At 68.1% G+C, this 15522-nt stretch carries 13 protein-coding genes; all 13 read left to right on the plus strand.

Features of this window, described 5'->3' with window-relative positions:
• Positions 1-50 precede the first annotated feature (50 nt).
• The 13 genes from Q392_RS27870 (at position 51) to Q392_RS27930 (ending at position 15511) form a co-directional block, all read left to right on the plus strand.
• Positions 51-1697: a 3-(methylthio)propionyl-CoA ligase gene (locus Q392_RS27870; RefSeq protein WP_038216437.1), complete on the plus strand. Its 1647-nt coding sequence runs from the start codon at positions 51-53 to the stop codon at positions 1695-1697.
• Positions 1698-1916: 219 nt separating this feature from the next.
• Complete coding sequence (locus Q392_RS27875) at positions 1917-3149, plus strand: branched-chain amino acid ABC transporter substrate-binding protein (protein WP_038216440.1); 1233 nt, start codon at positions 1917-1919, stop codon at positions 3147-3149.
• A 171-nt stretch (positions 3150-3320) separates the two neighbouring features.
• Positions 3321-4268: a branched-chain amino acid ABC transporter permease gene (locus tag Q392_RS27880; RefSeq protein WP_211260329.1), complete on the plus strand. Its 948-nt coding sequence runs from the start codon at positions 3321-3323 to the stop codon at positions 4266-4268.
• Positions 4269-4272: 4 nt separating this feature from the next.
• Positions 4273-5601 (plus strand): branched-chain amino acid ABC transporter permease, encoded by a 1329-nt coding sequence (locus Q392_RS27885; RefSeq protein WP_038216448.1) that lies wholly within the window; start codon positions 4273-4275, stop codon positions 5599-5601.
• Positions 5598-6368: an ABC transporter ATP-binding protein gene (locus tag Q392_RS27890; RefSeq protein ID WP_038216451.1), complete on the plus strand. Its 771-nt coding sequence runs from the start codon at positions 5598-5600 to the stop codon at positions 6366-6368. The genes Q392_RS27885 and Q392_RS27890 overlap by 4 nt, the downstream gene beginning before the upstream one ends.
• A complete protein-coding gene (locus Q392_RS27895; protein ID WP_038216454.1) occupies positions 6368-7063 on the plus strand; it encodes an ABC transporter ATP-binding protein in 696 nt (231 codons plus the stop codon). The genes Q392_RS27890 and Q392_RS27895 overlap by 1 nt, the downstream gene beginning before the upstream one ends.
• Positions 7064-7260: 197 nt before the next feature.
• The gene (locus tag Q392_RS27900) at positions 7261-9375 is read left to right on the plus strand and encodes a 3-hydroxyacyl-CoA dehydrogenase NAD-binding domain-containing protein (RefSeq protein WP_038216456.1); all 2115 of its coding nucleotides are present in this window, start codon (positions 7261-7263) and stop codon (positions 9373-9375) included.
• 16 nt (positions 9376-9391) lie between these two features.
• Entirely contained in the window at positions 9392-10861 is a 1470-nt protein-coding gene (locus Q392_RS27905; RefSeq protein ID WP_038216459.1) for a M20 family peptidase, read from the plus strand.
• 35 nt (positions 10862-10896) lie between these two features.
• A complete protein-coding gene (locus Q392_RS27910) occupies positions 10897-12072 on the plus strand; it encodes an acetyl-CoA C-acyltransferase (protein ID WP_038216462.1) in 1176 nt (391 codons plus the stop codon).
• Between the two features lie 31 nt (positions 12073-12103).
• Positions 12104-12553: a PaaI family thioesterase gene (locus Q392_RS27915; protein WP_038216466.1), complete on the plus strand. Its 450-nt coding sequence runs from the start codon at positions 12104-12106 to the stop codon at positions 12551-12553.
• Complete coding sequence (locus tag Q392_RS27920; RefSeq protein ID WP_038216468.1) at positions 12550-14379, plus strand: acyl-CoA dehydrogenase; 1830 nt, start codon at positions 12550-12552, stop codon at positions 14377-14379. The genes Q392_RS27915 and Q392_RS27920 overlap by 4 nt, the downstream gene beginning before the upstream one ends.
• An 85-nt stretch (positions 14380-14464) precedes the next feature.
• Complete coding sequence (locus Q392_RS27925) at positions 14465-14686, plus strand: hypothetical protein (RefSeq protein ID WP_038216472.1); 222 nt, start codon at positions 14465-14467, stop codon at positions 14684-14686.
• 30 nt (positions 14687-14716) lie between these two features.
• Complete coding sequence (locus tag Q392_RS27930) at positions 14717-15511, plus strand: SDR family oxidoreductase (RefSeq protein ID WP_038216475.1); 795 nt, start codon at positions 14717-14719, stop codon at positions 15509-15511.
• Positions 15512-15522 lie beyond the last annotated feature (11 nt).

The following is a 15522-nucleotide window of genomic DNA, read 5'->3' on the forward strand; positions in this document are numbered from 1 at the left end:
AATCGCCGATGACTGCAAACCGCTGTATGATGGAGAAAAGGAGCCTGTAGATGCTGGGTTTGATGCAAGACCGCCCGCTGTTGATTTCCAACCTGATCGAGTTCGTCGACCGCCACAACGGCGACGGCGAGATCGTCTCGCGCCGGGTGGAGGGCGACATCCACCGCTACACATGGCGCGACTGCGCGGCGCGCGCGCGGCAGGTGGCCCATGCGCTGGATGCCGAGAAGCTGGCCTTCTCCGACCGCGTCGCCACCCTGGCCTGGAACGGCTACCGCCACCTGGAGCTGTACTACGGCGTCTCGGGCTCGGGCCGCGTGCTGCACACCATCAACCCGCGCCTGCACCCCGACCAGATCGCCTGGATCGCCAACCACGCCGAGGACCAGGTCCTGTGCTTCGACCTCACCTTCCTGCCGCTGGTGCAGGCGGTGCATGCCCGCTGCGGCACGGTGAAGAAGTGGGTCGCCCTGTGCGACGCCGACAAGCTGCCGGCCGACAGCGGCGTGCCCGGCCTGGTCAGCTACGAGGACTGGATCGGCGGCCGGCCGACCAGCTACGACTGGCCGGTGTTCGACGAGAACTCGGCCTCGAGCATGTGCTACACGAGCGGCACCACCGGCAACCCCAAGGCCGCGCTGTACAGCCACCGCTCCACCACGCTGCATGCCTACGCCGCCGCGCTGCCCGACGTGATGTGCCTGTCGGCGCGCGACTCGGTGCTGCCGGTGGTGCCGATGTTCCACGTCAACGCCTGGGGCATCCCGTACTCGGCCGCGCTGGTGGGCTGCAAGCTGGTGTTCCCCGGCCCGGCGATGGACGGCAAGTCGGTCTACGAGCTGATCGAGGCCGAGAAGGTCACCTTCGCCGCCGGCGTGCCCACCGTCTGGCAGATGCTGCTGGGCCACCTGCAGGCCAACGGCCTGAAGTTCAACACCCTCAACCGCACCGTGATCGGCGGCTCGGCCTGCCCGCCGGCCATGATCAACGCCTTCCGCGACCAGTACGGGGTGGACGTGCTGCACGCCTGGGGCATGACGGAGATGAGTCCGCTGGGCACCCTGTGCACGCTGAAGAACAAGCACCTGTCGCTGCCCGCCGAGGAACAACTCGCGCTGCGCCTGAAGCAGGGCCGGGCGATCTTCGGCGTGGACATGAAGATCGTGGGCGGCGACGGCAAGGAGCTGGCCTGGGACGGCAAGACCTACGGCGACCTGCTGGTCAAGGGCCCCTGGATCGTCAAGGAGTACTTCAAGGGCGAGGGCGGCGACCCGCTGGTCAGGGACGAGAAGGGCGACGGCTGGTTCCCCACCGGCGACGTGGCCACCATCGACGCCGACGGCTTCATGCAGATCACCGACCGCAGCAAGGACGTCATCAAGTCCGGCGGCGAGTGGATCAGCTCCATCGACATCGAGAACATCGCGGTGGCGCATCCGGCCGTGGCGATGGCCGCCTGCATCGGGGTGTTCCACCCCAAGTGGGACGAGCGGCCGATCGTCGCCGTGGTCAAGAAGCCCGGCGCCGAGGTCACGCGCGAGGAGCTGCTCAAGTTCTACGAAGGCAAGACCGCCAAGTGGCAGATCCCGGACGACGTGGTGTTCGTCGAGGCCATCCCGCTGGGCGCCACCGGCAAGATCCTCAAGACCAGGCTGCGTGAACTGCTCAAGGACTACAAGCTGCCCTCCCTGGCCTGAGCCGGGCAGGGCACCCAGAGCCGCATCCGCGGCCTTTTTTTCGCCCGCTCCGGCGGGCGCTTCCTACCCGTGGGTAGCAACCGCCGCTCGTGCTGTCGCCAGAGTGATAGAAACGGCCTTGCTGCGGCGCAGCGTACGGGCATTCCCTGAGCGTTCGACCCTCAAAGACTTGTACGCTCATTCGGCTTTTCGATCGCCCTCAAGAACAGGAGACACAGCTTGAAATTCGCTCTGAAACTCACCGTCGCAGCCCTCGTCGCCGCCACCGGCACCGGTGCCTTCGCTCAGAAGGGTGAAACCGTCAAGATCGCCTGGCTCGACCCGCTGTCGGGCCTGATGGCCGCCGTCGGCACCAACCAGCTCAAGACCTTCCAGTTCTTCGCCGAGAAGTTCAACATCAAGAATGCCGCCGGCGTGAAGTTCGAGGTCATCGGCATCGACAACAAGCTCAGCCCGCAGGAAACCACTGCCGCACTGCGCTCGGCCATGGACCAGGGCGCGCGCTACGTCGTGCAGGGCAACGGCTCCGGCCCGGCGCTGGCGATCATCGACGCGCTGGAAAAGCACAACGCCCGCAACCCGGGCAAGGAAGTGCTCTACCTGAACTACGCCGCCGTGGACCCGGATCTGACCAACAGCAAGTGCAGCTACTGGCAGTACCGCTTCGATGCCGACACCTCCATGAAGATGGAGGCGCTGACCACCTACATGAAGGAGCAGCAGGAGATCAAGAAGGTCTACCTGATCAACCAGAACTACTCGCACGGCCAGCAGGTCAGCAAGTTCGCCAAGGAGAACCTCAAGACCAAGCGCCCCGACGTCCAGATCGTCGGCGACGACCTGCACCCGCTGGCACAGGTGCGCGACTTCGCGCCCTACATCGCCAAGATCAAGCAGTCGGGCGCCGACACGGTCATCACCGGCAACTGGGGCTCCGACCTGGCGCTCTTGATCAAGGCCGGCAACGATGCGGGCCTGAACGTCAAGTGGTTCACCTACTACGCCGTGACCACCGGCACGCCCACCGCGATGGGCGCGGCATCCGACGGCAAGGTCTATCAGGTCGCCTACGGTCACTACAACATGGGCGGCGAGATGCAGAAGTACGCCGACGAGTTCAAGAAGCGCTTCAACGACGACATGTACACGCTGGACATCTACACGGTGTATCAGGCGCTGTCGGAAGCCTTCGCCAAGGCCAAGACGACCGATCCGGTCAAGGTGGCCGCCACGCTGGAGGGCATGAAGTTCAAGAGCTTCAACGGCGACGTGGAACTGCGCAAGGCCGACCACCAGCTGCAGCAGGGCCTGTACATCACGCGCTGGGAGAAGGCCAGCGCCAAGTACCCCTACAGCCCCGAGAACACGGGCTACACGCTGGCGCCGGTGAAGTTCTACGACGCCTACGTGGCCAGCACGCCGACGAGCTGCCAGATGAAGCGGCCGTCCTGATCCGGCGGATCGTTGCACCACAAGGCTTGAGTACAACAGGCCCGCCGCCCCTGGCGGGCCTTTTTTTCATCGCCGGGGCTGCCCCGGGATGAAGAAGAATCCCCTCGGGGATCGGACAGGCGCGAAGCGGTTGGCCGAGGGGCCATCTTTCTTTCCAAGTACGAAGGTATCGTGGAATTCTTTCTCATCTCGCTGCTCAACGGCATCAGCTACGGGCTGCTGCTGTTCATGCTCAGTTCGGGGCTGACGCTGATCTTCAGCATGATGGGCGTGCTCAACTTCGCGCACGCCAGCTTCTACATGCTGGGCGCGTATTTCGCCTACGCCGTTTCCAACGTGGTCGGCTTCTGGCCGGCCCTGATCGTCGCGCCGCTGCTGGTGGGCCTGCTGGGCGCGGCCTTCGAGCGCTACAGCCTGCGGCGCGTGCACAAGTTCGGCCACGTGCCCGAGCTGCTGGTCACCTTCGGCCTGTCCTACCTCATCCTGGAGCTGGTGCAGCTGGTCTGGGGCCGTTCGACCGTGCCCTACGGCCTGCCGGCGCAACTGCAGGGCCCGCTGTTCACCATCTACGGCACCCAGTTCCCCCGCTCCCGCTCCTTCATCATGCTGGTGGCGGTGCTGATGCTCATCTCGGTGTGGCTGCTGCTCACCCGCACCCGCGTCGGGCTGGTGATCCAGGCGGCGCTCAAGCACCCGGAGATGGTGGAGGCGCTGGGCCACAACGTACCGCGCGTGTTCATGCTGGTGTTCGGCGGCGGCGCCGCGCTGGCCGGGCTGGCCGGCGTGATCGGCGGCAACACCTACGTCACCGAGCCGGCGATGGCCGCCTCGGTCGGCTCCATCATCTTCGTGGTGGTGGTGGTCGGCGGCATGGGCTCGCTGGGCGGCGCCTTCCTGGCCTCGCTGCTGATCGGCGTGATCCAGACCTTCGCCGTCGCCATGGACCAGTCGGCCGCCACGGGCCTGCAGGCCCTGGGCATCACCGTCACCGAGCAGACCTTCGGCTACGAACTGCTCAAGCTCACCATCTCGCAGGTCGCGCCCATCCTCCCGTACCTGTTTCTGGTGCTGATCCTGATCTTCCGGCCGCGCGGCCTGCTCGGAACCCGGGAGGACTGAAACCATGAGCACCAACCCATCCATGACGCCCGCCGCGACTTCCGTCGAGCTGTACCGATTCAAGCCGATGAACGTCGGCCGGATCGTCGTCTGGTCCCTGTTCGCGGTCGCGCTGCTCGTCGCCCCGCTGGTGTTCACCAGCAGCCTGGCGATGACCATGCTCTCGCAGATCGGCTACCTCATCATCATCTGCCTGTCCTACAACATCCTGCTGGGGCAGGGCGGCATGCTGAGCTTCGGCCACGCGGTCTACACCGGGCTGGGCTCCTTCATCGCCGTGCACGCGATGAACATGGCCAGCGACGGCCGCCTGCCGGTGCCGCTGGTGCTGATCCCGGTGGTGGCCGGCCTGGCGGGCGCCTTCTTCGCGGTGCTGTTCGGCTACGTGACGACCAAGAAGTCCGGCACCACCTTCGCCATGATCACGCTGGGCCTGGGCGAGCTGGTGGCGGCCATGGCGCTGATGTTCCCGAGCTTCTTCGGAGGCGAGGGCGGCATCACCACCAACCGCGTCTACGGCAAGTTCCTCTGGTGGGACTTCGGCCCGCAGATCCAGGTGTACTACCTCATCGCCGTCTACTGCTTCGTCTGCACGGCGCTGATGTTCGCCTTCACCGGCACGCCGCTGGGCCGCATCCTGAACGCCGTGCGCGACAACCCGGAGCGGGTGGAGTTCATCGGCTACAACACGCAGCGGGTGCGCTACTTCGCCTTCATCATCGCCGGCTTCTTCGCCGGCATCGGCGGCGGGCTGGCGGCGATCAACTTCGAGATCGTGAACGCGGCCGACAGCCTGAGCACCATCCGCTCGGGCGGCTACCTGCTGTTCACCTTCCTGGGCGGCGCGACGCTGTTCTTCGGCCCGATCATCGGCGCGGCGCTGCTGGTCTTCGCGTCGATCCTGCTGTCGGAGCTGAGCAAGGCCTGGCTGCTGTACCTGGGCCTGGTGTTCCTGTTCATGGTGATGTTCGCGCCGGGCGGCATCGCCAGCCTGATCATGATGAACGTGCGGGTGGCCGCCTTCGGCAAGTTCAAGCGCCTGTGGGGCCTGTACGGCGGTCTGCTGGCGACGGGCGCGCTGATGGTCGTGGGCCTGGCCGCCATCGTCGAGATGATCTACCACATCCAGCTCAATGCGGCGCTGGGGCCGAAGGTGCATTTCTTCGGCGGCGAACTGGACACGTCCTCCACCGCCACCTGGGTCGGCGCCGTCGCGCTGGCCGTGGTGGGCGGGGCGCTGATGGAAATGGTGCGCCGCCGCTTCGTGCGCGTCTGGGGCCGGGCGCAGGAGGAGATCGAGGCCGAGATCAAGCGCAAGGAGATGACGGCATGACCTACGCCCTCGAACTGAAGGACCTGCGCAAGAGCTTCGGGCGCACCGAGATCATCCGCGGCGCCAACCTGGCGGTGCAGCAGGGGGAGCGCATCGCCGTGATCGGCCCGAACGGCGCCGGCAAGTCCACGCTGTTCAACCTCATCAGCGGGCGCCTGCATCCCTCCAGCGGAGAGGTGCTGCTGGGCGGCGAGCGCATCGACGGCCTGCCGCCCTACGAGATCAACCGCAAGGGCCTGTCGCGCAGCTTCCAGATCACCAACATCTTCCCCAAGCTGAGCGTGTTCGAGAACCTGCGCTGCGGCGTGCTGTGGAGCCTGGGCTACCGCTACACCTTCCTGCGCTTCCTCTCGCGGCTGCACGACGCCAACGAGCGGGCCGAGACGCTGCTGCAGCAGGTCGGCCTGGCGCGCAAGCGCGACGTGCTGGCGATGAACCTCACCTACGCCGAGCAGCGCGCGCTGGAGATCGGCATCACCATCGCCGGCGGCGCCAACGTGATCCTGCTGGACGAGCCGACCGCCGGCATGAGCAAGACGGAGACGGCGCACTTCATCAACCTGATCCGCGAGGTGACGGTGGGCAAGACGCTGCTGACGGTGGAGCACGACATGGGCGTGGTGTTCGGCCTGGCCGACAAGATCGCGGTGGTGGTCTACGGCGAAGTGATCGCCTTCGACACGCCGGACGCCGTGCGCGCCAACGCGCGCGTGCAGGAGGCGTATCTCGGCTCGCCGGTGGCCGACGCGCAAGGAGGGGGACACTGATGCTGAAGATCCAGGACCTGCACGCCTACTACGGCAAGAGCCACGTGCTGCACGGCGTGTCGTTCGCCGTCAACCCGGGCGAGATCGTGGCGCTGCTCGGGCGCAACGGCTCGGGCCGCTCGACCACCGCCAAGGCCATCATGGGCCTGGTGCATGCCGAGGGCGACGTGCACTGGAAGGGCCAGGACATCCTGCGCCGCAAGGCCTACGAGATCGCCCACTTGGGGCTAGGCTACGTGCCCGAGAACCGCGAGGTCTTCCCGCGACTGACGGTGCACCAGAACCTGCTGCTCGGCCAGAAGGGCAGCGGCAAGGGCAGCCGCTGGGGCTTCGACGACATGTACGCGATGTTCCCGCGCCTGAAGGAGCGCCAGCACACCGAGGCCGGCGTGCTCTCCGGCGGCGAGCAGCAGATGCTGACGCTGTGCCGCACGCTGATGGGCGACCCGGACCTGATCATCATCGACGAGCCGACCGAGGGCCTGGCGCCCAAGATCGTGGAACTGGTGGGCGAGTACCTCAAGGCGCTGAAGAACAGGGGCATCTCGGTGCTGCTGATCGAGCAGAAGCTGACCATCGCCATGCACATCTCCGACCGCGCGCTGGTGATGGGCCACGGCAGCATCGTCTTCGACGGCACGCCCGACGGCCTGCGCGCCGATGCCGCCACGCGCAAGGAGTGGCTGGAGGTCTGATCCACGGCAGCGCCCGCGGGCGCTTGTCCCTCCAGCGACTGCGCCGGCATTGTGGGCACGGGCGAAATGCCTAGAATGCCCAGAAAAAGAACACTCGTGCTTTTTTGGAGACTGCAGCGGCGCCAGAAGGCGCCGCCGGCATGTCGCCGGGCCCCGGTTTTCCGCCATCTTTCTTCCATCTTCCAAAGGAACGCAGCATGACCGCTGAATACAAAGTGCACGGCGACGTGGCCGTGATCACCATGAGCAACCCGCCGGTCAACGGGCTGGGCCTCTCGACGCGCGTCGGCATCACTGACGGCCTGTCGAAGGCGCTGGCGGATGCCGCGGTGAAGGCCATCGTGCTCACAGGTGCGGGCAAGGCCTTCTCGGGCGGCGCCGACATCAAGGAGTTCGGCTCGCCCAAGGCGCTGCAGGACCCGAACCTGCTGTCGGTCATCCTGGCGCTGGAGGCGTCTACCAAGCCGATCGTGGCGGCCGTCCACTCCATCTGCATGGGCGGCGGGCTGGAACTGGCGCTGGGCTGCCACTACCGCGTGGCCGCGCCGGGCACCAGCGTCGCGCTGCCCGAGGTCAAGCTGGGCCTGATCCCCGGCGCCGGCGGCACGCAGCGCCTGCCGCGCGTGCTGGGCGTGGAGGCGGCGCTGAACCTGATCGTCAGCGGCCAGCCGGTCAAGAGCGAACTGCTGGCCAAGGCGCCGGGCCAGAAGCTGTTCGACAAGCTCGCGGCCTCGCCCGAATCGCTGATGGACGAGGCCCTGGCCTTCGCCCGCGAGGTGGCGGCAAAACATGGACAGGGTGGCGGCGACCTGCCGCTGGTGCGCAACCTGCCGTGCAGGCACCCGCAGGGCGATGCCTACTTCCAGTTCGCCAGGAACATGGTGGGCGGCATGTCGAAGAACTTCCCGGCGCCGCTCAAGTGCGTGGAGGCGGTGCAGGCCGCCACGCAGCTGAAGTTCGACTTGGGGCTGGCGAAGGAGCGCGAGATCTTCCTGGCGCTGATGGTGACCCCCGAGTCGGCCGCGCTGCGCCACCTGTTCATGGCCGAGCGCGCCGCCAGCAAGATCCCCGACGTGCCGGAAGACACGCCCGTGCGCGCCATCAAGACGGTGGGCGTGATCGGCGCCGGCACCATGGGCGGCGGCATCAGCATGAACTTCCTGAACGCCGGCATCCCGGTGACCATCCTTGAGATGAAGCAGGAGGCCGTCGACCGCGGCGTGGCCACCATCCGCAAGAACTACGAGGCCCAGGTCAAGAAGGGCAAGCTCAAGCAGGACAAGTACGAAGAGCGCATGGCGCTGCTGAAGACCACCCTGAGCTACGACGACCTGAAGGACTGCGACCTCATCATCGAGGCCGTGTTCGAGGAGCTGGGCGTCAAGGAGAAGGTGTTCAAGCAACTGGACGCGGTGGCCAAGCAGGGCGCCATCCTGGCCTCCAACACCTCCACGCTGGACGTGGACAAGATCGCCGCCTTCACCCAGCGTCCGCAGGACGTGGTCGGCATGCACTTCTTCAGCCCGGCCAACGTGATGAAGCTGCTGGAGGTGGTGCGCGGCAAGGCCACCGCCAAGGACGTGCTGGCCACCGTGATGCAACTCGCCAAGAAGATCAAGAAGACGGCGGTGGTCTCCGGCGTGTGCGACGGCTTCATCGGCAACCGCATGATCGAGCAGTACAGCCGCCAGGCCGGCTTCCTGCTGGACGAGGGCGCCACGCCGCAGCAGGTGGACAAGGCGATCGAGAAGTTCGGCTTCGCGATGGGCCCGTTCCGCATGGGCGACCTGGCCGGCAACGACATCGGCTGGGCCATCCGCAAGCGCCGCGCGGTGGAGCAGCCCGACATGAAGTACAGCCGCACGGCCGACAAGCTGTGCGAGCTGGGCCGCTTCGGCCAGAAGACCGGGGCAGGGTGGTACGACTACCAGGCCGGCAAGCGCGACGCCATCCCGAGCGAGCTGGTCGACAAGATGATCGAGGAGCACCGCAAGGAGCTGGGCATCACCCCGCGCAAGATCAGCGACGAGGAGATCGTGCAGCGCCTGGTGTTCTCGCTGGTCAACGAAGGCGCGCACATCCTGGAAGACGGCATCGCCAGCAAGGCGGGCGACATCGACATGGTGTACCTCACGGGCTACGGCTTCCCGATGCACCGCGGCGGCCCGATGCACTACGCCAGCCAGGTGGGGCTGTACAACGTGGCCGAGGCGATGAAGCGCTTCGCGCGCAACCCGCACGACGACGCGAAGTTCTGGGAGCCGGCGCCGCTCATCCAGAAACTGGTGGCTGAAGGCAAGAGCTTCTCCTGAGCATCGAAGCCCCGCCGTGATCAAGCGCATCTTCCTCGGCCTGCTGCTGGTGCTCGTGGCGCTGGCCGCGGCGCTGGCGGTGAACACCTGGCGCCAGCCTTCGCGGCAGGTGGCCGTGGCGCCGGCGCCGCCGCTGCGGCTGGACGTGCAGGCCGCCGCCGAGCGGCTGGCCGGCGCGATCCGCTTGCGCACGGTCTCGGCGCTGGACGACCCGGCCGCCAACGGCGCCGAGTTCGAGAAGCTGCACGCCTACCTGGCGCAGCAGTTTCCCAAGGTCCATGCCACGCTCCAGCGCGAGGTGGTGGGCCGCCACGCGCTGCTCTACACCTGGGCCGGCAGCGATCCGGCGGCGGCGCCCGTGGCGCTGATGGCGCACCAGGACATGGTGCCCATCGCGCCCGGCACCGAGAAGGCCTGGAGCGTGGACCCCTTCGCCGGCGTCATCCGGGACGGCTTCATCTGGGGCCGCGGCACGATGGACGACAAGGGCAACCTGATGGCTCAGCTCGAGGCCGTGGAGTCGCTGCTGGCCGAGGGCTTCCGGCCGCGCCAGACTGTCTACTTCGTGTTCGGCGACGACGAGGAGGTGAGCGGCCTGCGCGGCGCCCAGCCCATCGCCGAGCTGCTCAAGTCGCGCGGCGTGAAGCTGGCCTGGGTGCTCGACGAGGGCCTGCTGGTGCTCGACGGCGTGCTGCCCGGCCTGACGAAGCCGGCGGCGCTGATCGGCCTGGCCGAGAAGGGCTACGCCACCTTCTTCCTCTCGCTCGACGCCGCGCCCGGCCATTCGTCGATGCCGCCGCGCCACAGTGCCATCGGCCAGATGAGCGCCGCGCTCGCGCGCCTGGAGGCCACGCCCATGCCGGGCGGCATCCGCGGCATCGCGGCCGACATGTTCGGCACGCTGGCGCCGGAGATGAACCCCTTCAACCGCGTGATGCTGTCCAACCTGTGGCTCACCGGCCCGCTGGTGCAGTCGCAACTGGAGAAGAGCCCCAGCAGCAACGCCATGCTGCGCACCACCACCGCGCTGACCATCGTGCGCGCCGGCAACAAGGACAACGTGCTGCCCGGCCGCGCCGAGGCCGCGGTGAACTTCCGCGTGCTGCCCGGCGACACCATCGACGGCGTCGAGGCGCACCTGAAGAAAGCGCTCGGCAACGAGGCCATCCAGGTCAAGCGCTACCCGGGCAACTCCGAGCCGTCGCCCGTCTCGCCGACCGACAGCGCCGGCTACAGGGCCATCGAGCGCACCGTACGCGAGGTCTTCCCGGACGCCGCCGTGGCGCCCGGCCTGATGACCGCCGCCACCGACTCGCGCCACATGACGCTGGTGAGCGACGCGGTCTACCGCTTCTCGCCGATCCGCGTGAAGGGCGAGGACCTGGGGCGCTTCCACGGCACCGACGAGCGCCTGTCCATCGCCGGCTACGGCGACATGATCCGCTTCTACCAGCAACTGCTGCGCGGCACCGCGCAGCCCCAGTAACCCGCATCCCCCGACTTTTTCCAGAGGAAGACACCATGACCAGCGCCGTGATCGTTTCCACCGCCCGCACCCCGCTCGCCAAGAGCTGGAAGGGCGCCTTCAACATGACCCACGGCGCCACGCTGGGCGGCCATGCGGTGCAGCACGCGGTGCAGCGCGCCGGCATCGACGGCGCCGAGGTCGACGACGTGATCATGGGCTGCGCCAACCCCGAGGGCGCCACCGGCGCCAACATCGCGCGCCAGATCGCGCTGCGCGCCGGCCTGCCCGTCACCACCTCGGGCATGACGGTCAACCGCTTCTGCTCCTCGGGCCTGCAGACCATCGCCATGGCCTCGCAGCGCGTCATCGCGGGCGAGGGCGAGGTCTACGTGGCCGGCGGCGTGGAGAGCATCTCCTGCGTGCAGAACGAGATGAACAAGCACATGCTGGCCGACCCCTGGCTGGTCAAGCACAAGCCCGAGATCTACTGGAGCATGCTGCAGACCGCCGAGCAGGTGGCCAAGCGCTACGGCATCGGCCGCGACGCCATGGACGAGTACGGCGCCGCCAGCCAGCAGAAGGCCGAGGCCGCCCTGAAGGCCGGCCTGTTCAAGGACGAGATCGCCCCCATCACCGTGCTGGCCGGCGTGGCCGACGCGCAGCTCGGCCTGATCACCAAGGAGGTGACGGTGGAGAACGACGAGGGCATCCGCCCCGGCACCACCAAGGACGGCATCAGCGGCATCAAGCCCGCGCTGCCCGGCGGCCTGATCGCGGCCGGCAACGCCAGCCAGTTCTCCGACGGCGGCGGCGCCTGCGTGGTGGTGCACGAGAAGTACGCCGAGCGCAAGGGCCTGAAGCCCCTGGGCCGCTTCCTGGGCTTCGCCGTGGCCGGCTGCGAGCCGGACGAGATGGGCATCGGCCCCGTCTTCGCGGTGCCCAAGGTGCTCAAGAACCTGGGCCTGAAGGTCGGCGACATCGACCTGTGGGAGCTGAACGAGGCCTTCGCCGTGCAGGTGCTCTACTGCCGCGACAAGCTGGGCATCCCGGCGGACCGGCTGAACGTGAACGGCGGCGCCATCGCGGTGGGCCATCCCTACGGCGTGAGCGGCCAGCGCCTGACCGGCCATGCGCTCATCGAAGGCAAGCGCCGCGGCGCGAAGAAGGCGGTGGTGACGATGTGCATCGGCGGCGGCATGGGCGCGGCCGGCGTGTTCGAGGTGCTCTGAGATCGCGACAGGCCAGGAAGGGAGCGCGTCCGTGAAGATCGACCTGCCGACCCTGCAGCGCTTCTTCGCCAGCGCCCCCTTCATGGTCGACCTGGGCGTGCAGGCGACCGGCCTGGGCGACGACGGCCGCGTGCACACCCGCATCGACCTGCAGCCGCGCCACCGCCAGCACAGCGGCGTGGTGCACGCCGGCGTGATGGCCTCGATGGCCGACCACAGCATGGGTGCGGCGGCGCAGGTCCGGGCGCCGGAGGGGCTGCTGGTGCTGACCGCCGAGTTCAAGGTGAACCTGCTGCGCGGCGCGCGCGGCGACTGGCTGGAGTGCGAGGCCTGGGTGGTCAAGCCCGGCCGCCAGATCAGCTTCACCGAGGCCGAGGTCCATGCGGTGGCGCAGGACGGCCGGCGCACGCTGGTCGTCAAGGCGGCCGGCACCATGGCGCTGACGCGCGCGCCTTCCAACGATTCCGCATCATCATCATGAGCCTTCGTCCCACCCTCGACTTCCTCCTCTATGACTGGCTCGCCGCCGACCGGCTGAACGAGCGCGGGCGCTTCGCCGACCACTCGCGCGAGACCTTCGATGCGGTGCTCGACACCTGCGAGCGCATCGCGCGCGAGAAGTACGCGCCCTTCAACCGCCTGGTGGACACGCAGGAGCCGCAGTTCGACGGCGAGAAGGTGATCCTCCCGCAGGCCACGCACGACGCGCATGCCGCCTTCGTCGAGAGCGGCATGCTGGCCGCCGCGCAGGACTACGAGATCGGGGGCATGCAGCTTCCCTACACGGTGCAGGCGGCGGCCAACGCCTTCTTCGGCCTGGCCTCGGTGAGCATCGGCTCGAACATGCTCACCAGCGGCAATGCCAACCTGCTGATGGTGCACGGCACCGAGATGCAGAAGAAGGTCTTCGCGCTGAACGAGTTCTCGGGCCGCTGGGCCGGCACCATGTGCCTGTCGGAGCCGCAGGCCGGCTCGTCGCTGTCGGACGTGGCTACGCGCGCCGTGCCCGACGGCGAGGGCTTCGAGAACGACCCGCTGGGGCCGCGCTACCGCCTCACCGGCAACAAGATGTGGATCTCCTCGGGCGACCACGAGCTGACCGAGAACATCGTGCACATCGTGCTGGCGAAGATCCCCGATGCCGAGGGCAGACTGATCCCGGGCGTGAAGGGCATCTCGCTGTTCATCGTGCCCAAGAAGCTGGTCGACACCGAGGGCAACCTGACCGGCGTGCGCAACGACGTGGCGCTGGCCGGCCTGAACCACAAGCTTGGCTGGCGCGGCACCACCAACACGCTGCTGAACTTCGGCGAGGGCAAGTACCCGGTCGACGGCCAGGCCGGCGCCGTGGGCTACCTCGTCGGCAAGCCGGGCCAGGGCCTGGCCTGCATGTTCCACATGATGAACGAGGCGCGCATCGGCGTCGGCACCGCCGCGGTGATGCTGGGGCTGGCCGGCTACTACGCCTCGCTGGACTACGCGAAGAACCGCCCGCAGGGCCGCCCGGTCGGCCCGGCCGGCAAGGACGCGAGCAAGCCGCAGGTTCGCATCATCGAGCACGCCGACGTGCGCCGCATGCTGCTGGCGCAGAAGTCGTACTGCGAGGGCGCGCTGGCGCTGGAGCTGTACTGCGCGCGCCTGGTCGACGAGCAGAAGACCGGCGCGCCCCAGGCGGCCGACGATGCCCGGCTGCTGCTGGAGGTGCTCACGCCCATCGCCAAGAGCTTCCCCAGCGAATGGTGCCTGGAGGCCAACTCGCTGGCGATCCAGGTGCACGGCGGCTACGGCTACACGCGCGACTTCCCGGTCGAGCAGTACTGGCGCGACAACCGCCTGAACATGATCCACGAGGGCACCCACGGCATCCAGGCGGCCGACCTGCTGGGCCGCAAGGTGCTGATGGAGGAAGGCCGCGGCCTGAAGCTGCTGGGCGAGCGCATCGCCGCCACCGTGGACGCCGCGCTGGGCGTGGACGAACTGGCGCCGCACGCCAAGGCGCTGGCCGGCGCGCTGACGCAGATCGACCGCGCCACGAAGGCGGCGTGGGCCACCGGCAACCCGGCCGAGGCGCTGGCCAACGCGGTGCCGTACATGCAGGCCTTCGGCCACACCGTCATCGCCTGGATGTGGCTGCAGGTCGCGCTCTGCGCGCTGAAGACCGACCCTTCGAAGGGGGCGGCCACGCTGGGCAGAATCGGTGCCATGACCTACTTCTTCCACTACGAGCTGCCCCGGATCGGCGCCTGGCTGAACGTCGTCGAAAGCCGCGACCCCGTGTGCGCCCAATTGCCCGAAGAGGCCTTCTGATGATGGCCCCCACGCTCATCGCTTCGCGTATCGCTGCCCCCCGAGGGGGCGCGTCAGCGCCTTCGGGCGGCCGGGCGGCACTGACATGACCGAACCGATCCCCGTCCCCACCGCCTCCGGCAAGAAGCGCCACTGGATCGAGCACCTGACCTGGGTGCTCATCTACGGCGGCCTGCTGGTACTCATCCTCGGCATCGCCATCGGCCGCGGCAACGAAGCCGCGGGCTGGGGCCTGGCCGTGCCGGGCGCCGTCGCGGCGACCGTAGGCGTGGCGCTGATCTACGTGCGCTCGCGCATGAAGCCCTGACCCGATCCCCCTTCATCCCAGGAGACACCGATGACCCGCACCGTCCAGCAACTCTTCGACCTGAAAGGCAAGGTCGCCCTCGTCACCGGCGGCTCGCGCGGCCTGGGGCTGCAGATGGCCCACGCGCTGGGCGAGGCCGGCGCCAAGGTCATGCTCAGCTCGCGCAAGGCCGACGACCTGGAGCAGGCCGCCGCCGAACTGCAGGCCGCCGGCATCGACGCGCGCTGGGTCGCCGCCGACTGCAGCAAGGAGGAGGACACCCGCCGCCTGGCCGACGAGACGCTGCAGCGCCTGGGCGCGGTGGACATCCTCGTCAACAACGCCGGCGCGAGCTGGGGCGCCCCGGCCGAGCAGCACCCGGTCGAGGCCTGGGACAAGGTGATGAACCTCAACGTGCGCGGCTACTTCATCCTCAGCCAGCAGGTCGCCAACGGCTACATGATCCCGAAGAAGACCGGCCGCATCATCAACATCGCCTCCATCGCCGGCCTGAACGGCAACCCGCCCGGCATGCAGACCCTGGCCTACAACACCTCCAAGACGGCGGTGATCGGCTTCACCCGCACGCTGGCGGCCGAATGGGGCAAGTACGGCATCAACGTCAACGCCATCTGCCCGGGCTTCTTCCGCACCAAGATGGCCTCCGGCCTGATCGACCACCTGGGCGAGGACAACATGAAGGCCGCGGCGCCGCTGCACCGCCTGGGCGACGACGAGGACCTGAAGGGCATCACGCTGCTGTACGCCAGCGATGCCGGCAAGCACATCACCGGCCAGTGGCTGGCGGTGGACGGCGGCACCAGCGTGGTGCTGGGAGCCGCCTGACGGCGGGACGC

Source organism: Xenophilus azovorans DSM 13620, assembly GCF_000745855.1.
GTDB lineage: Bacteria > Pseudomonadota > Gammaproteobacteria > Burkholderiales > Burkholderiaceae_C > Xenophilus > Xenophilus azovorans.

What these genes read in the sequence shown, in the direction of transcription:
- Q392_RS27870 (WP_038216437.1), top strand. Translation starts at nt 51, where the DNA reads ATGCTGGGTTTGATGCAAGACCGCCCGCTGTTGATTTCCAACCTGATC.
- Q392_RS27885 (WP_038216448.1), top strand. Translation starts at nt 4,273, where the DNA reads ATGAGCACCAACCCATCCATGACGCCCGCCGCGACTTCCGTCGAGCTG.
- Q392_RS27890 (WP_038216451.1), top strand. Translation starts at nt 5,598, where the DNA reads ATGACCTACGCCCTCGAACTGAAGGACCTGCGCAAGAGCTTCGGGCGC.
- Q392_RS27895 (WP_038216454.1), top strand. Translation starts at nt 6,368, where the DNA reads ATGCTGAAGATCCAGGACCTGCACGCCTACTACGGCAAGAGCCACGTG.
- Q392_RS27900 (WP_038216456.1), top strand. Translation starts at nt 7,261, where the DNA reads ATGACCGCTGAATACAAAGTGCACGGCGACGTGGCCGTGATCACCATG.
- Q392_RS27910 (WP_038216462.1), top strand. Translation starts at nt 10,897, where the DNA reads ATGACCAGCGCCGTGATCGTTTCCACCGCCCGCACCCCGCTCGCCAAG.
- Q392_RS27920 (WP_038216468.1), top strand. Translation starts at nt 12,550, where the DNA reads ATGAGCCTTCGTCCCACCCTCGACTTCCTCCTCTATGACTGGCTCGCC.
- Q392_RS27925 (WP_038216472.1), top strand. Translation starts at nt 14,465, where the DNA reads ATGACCGAACCGATCCCCGTCCCCACCGCCTCCGGCAAGAAGCGCCAC.
- Q392_RS27930 (WP_038216475.1), top strand. Translation starts at nt 14,717, where the DNA reads ATGACCCGCACCGTCCAGCAACTCTTCGACCTGAAAGGCAAGGTCGCC.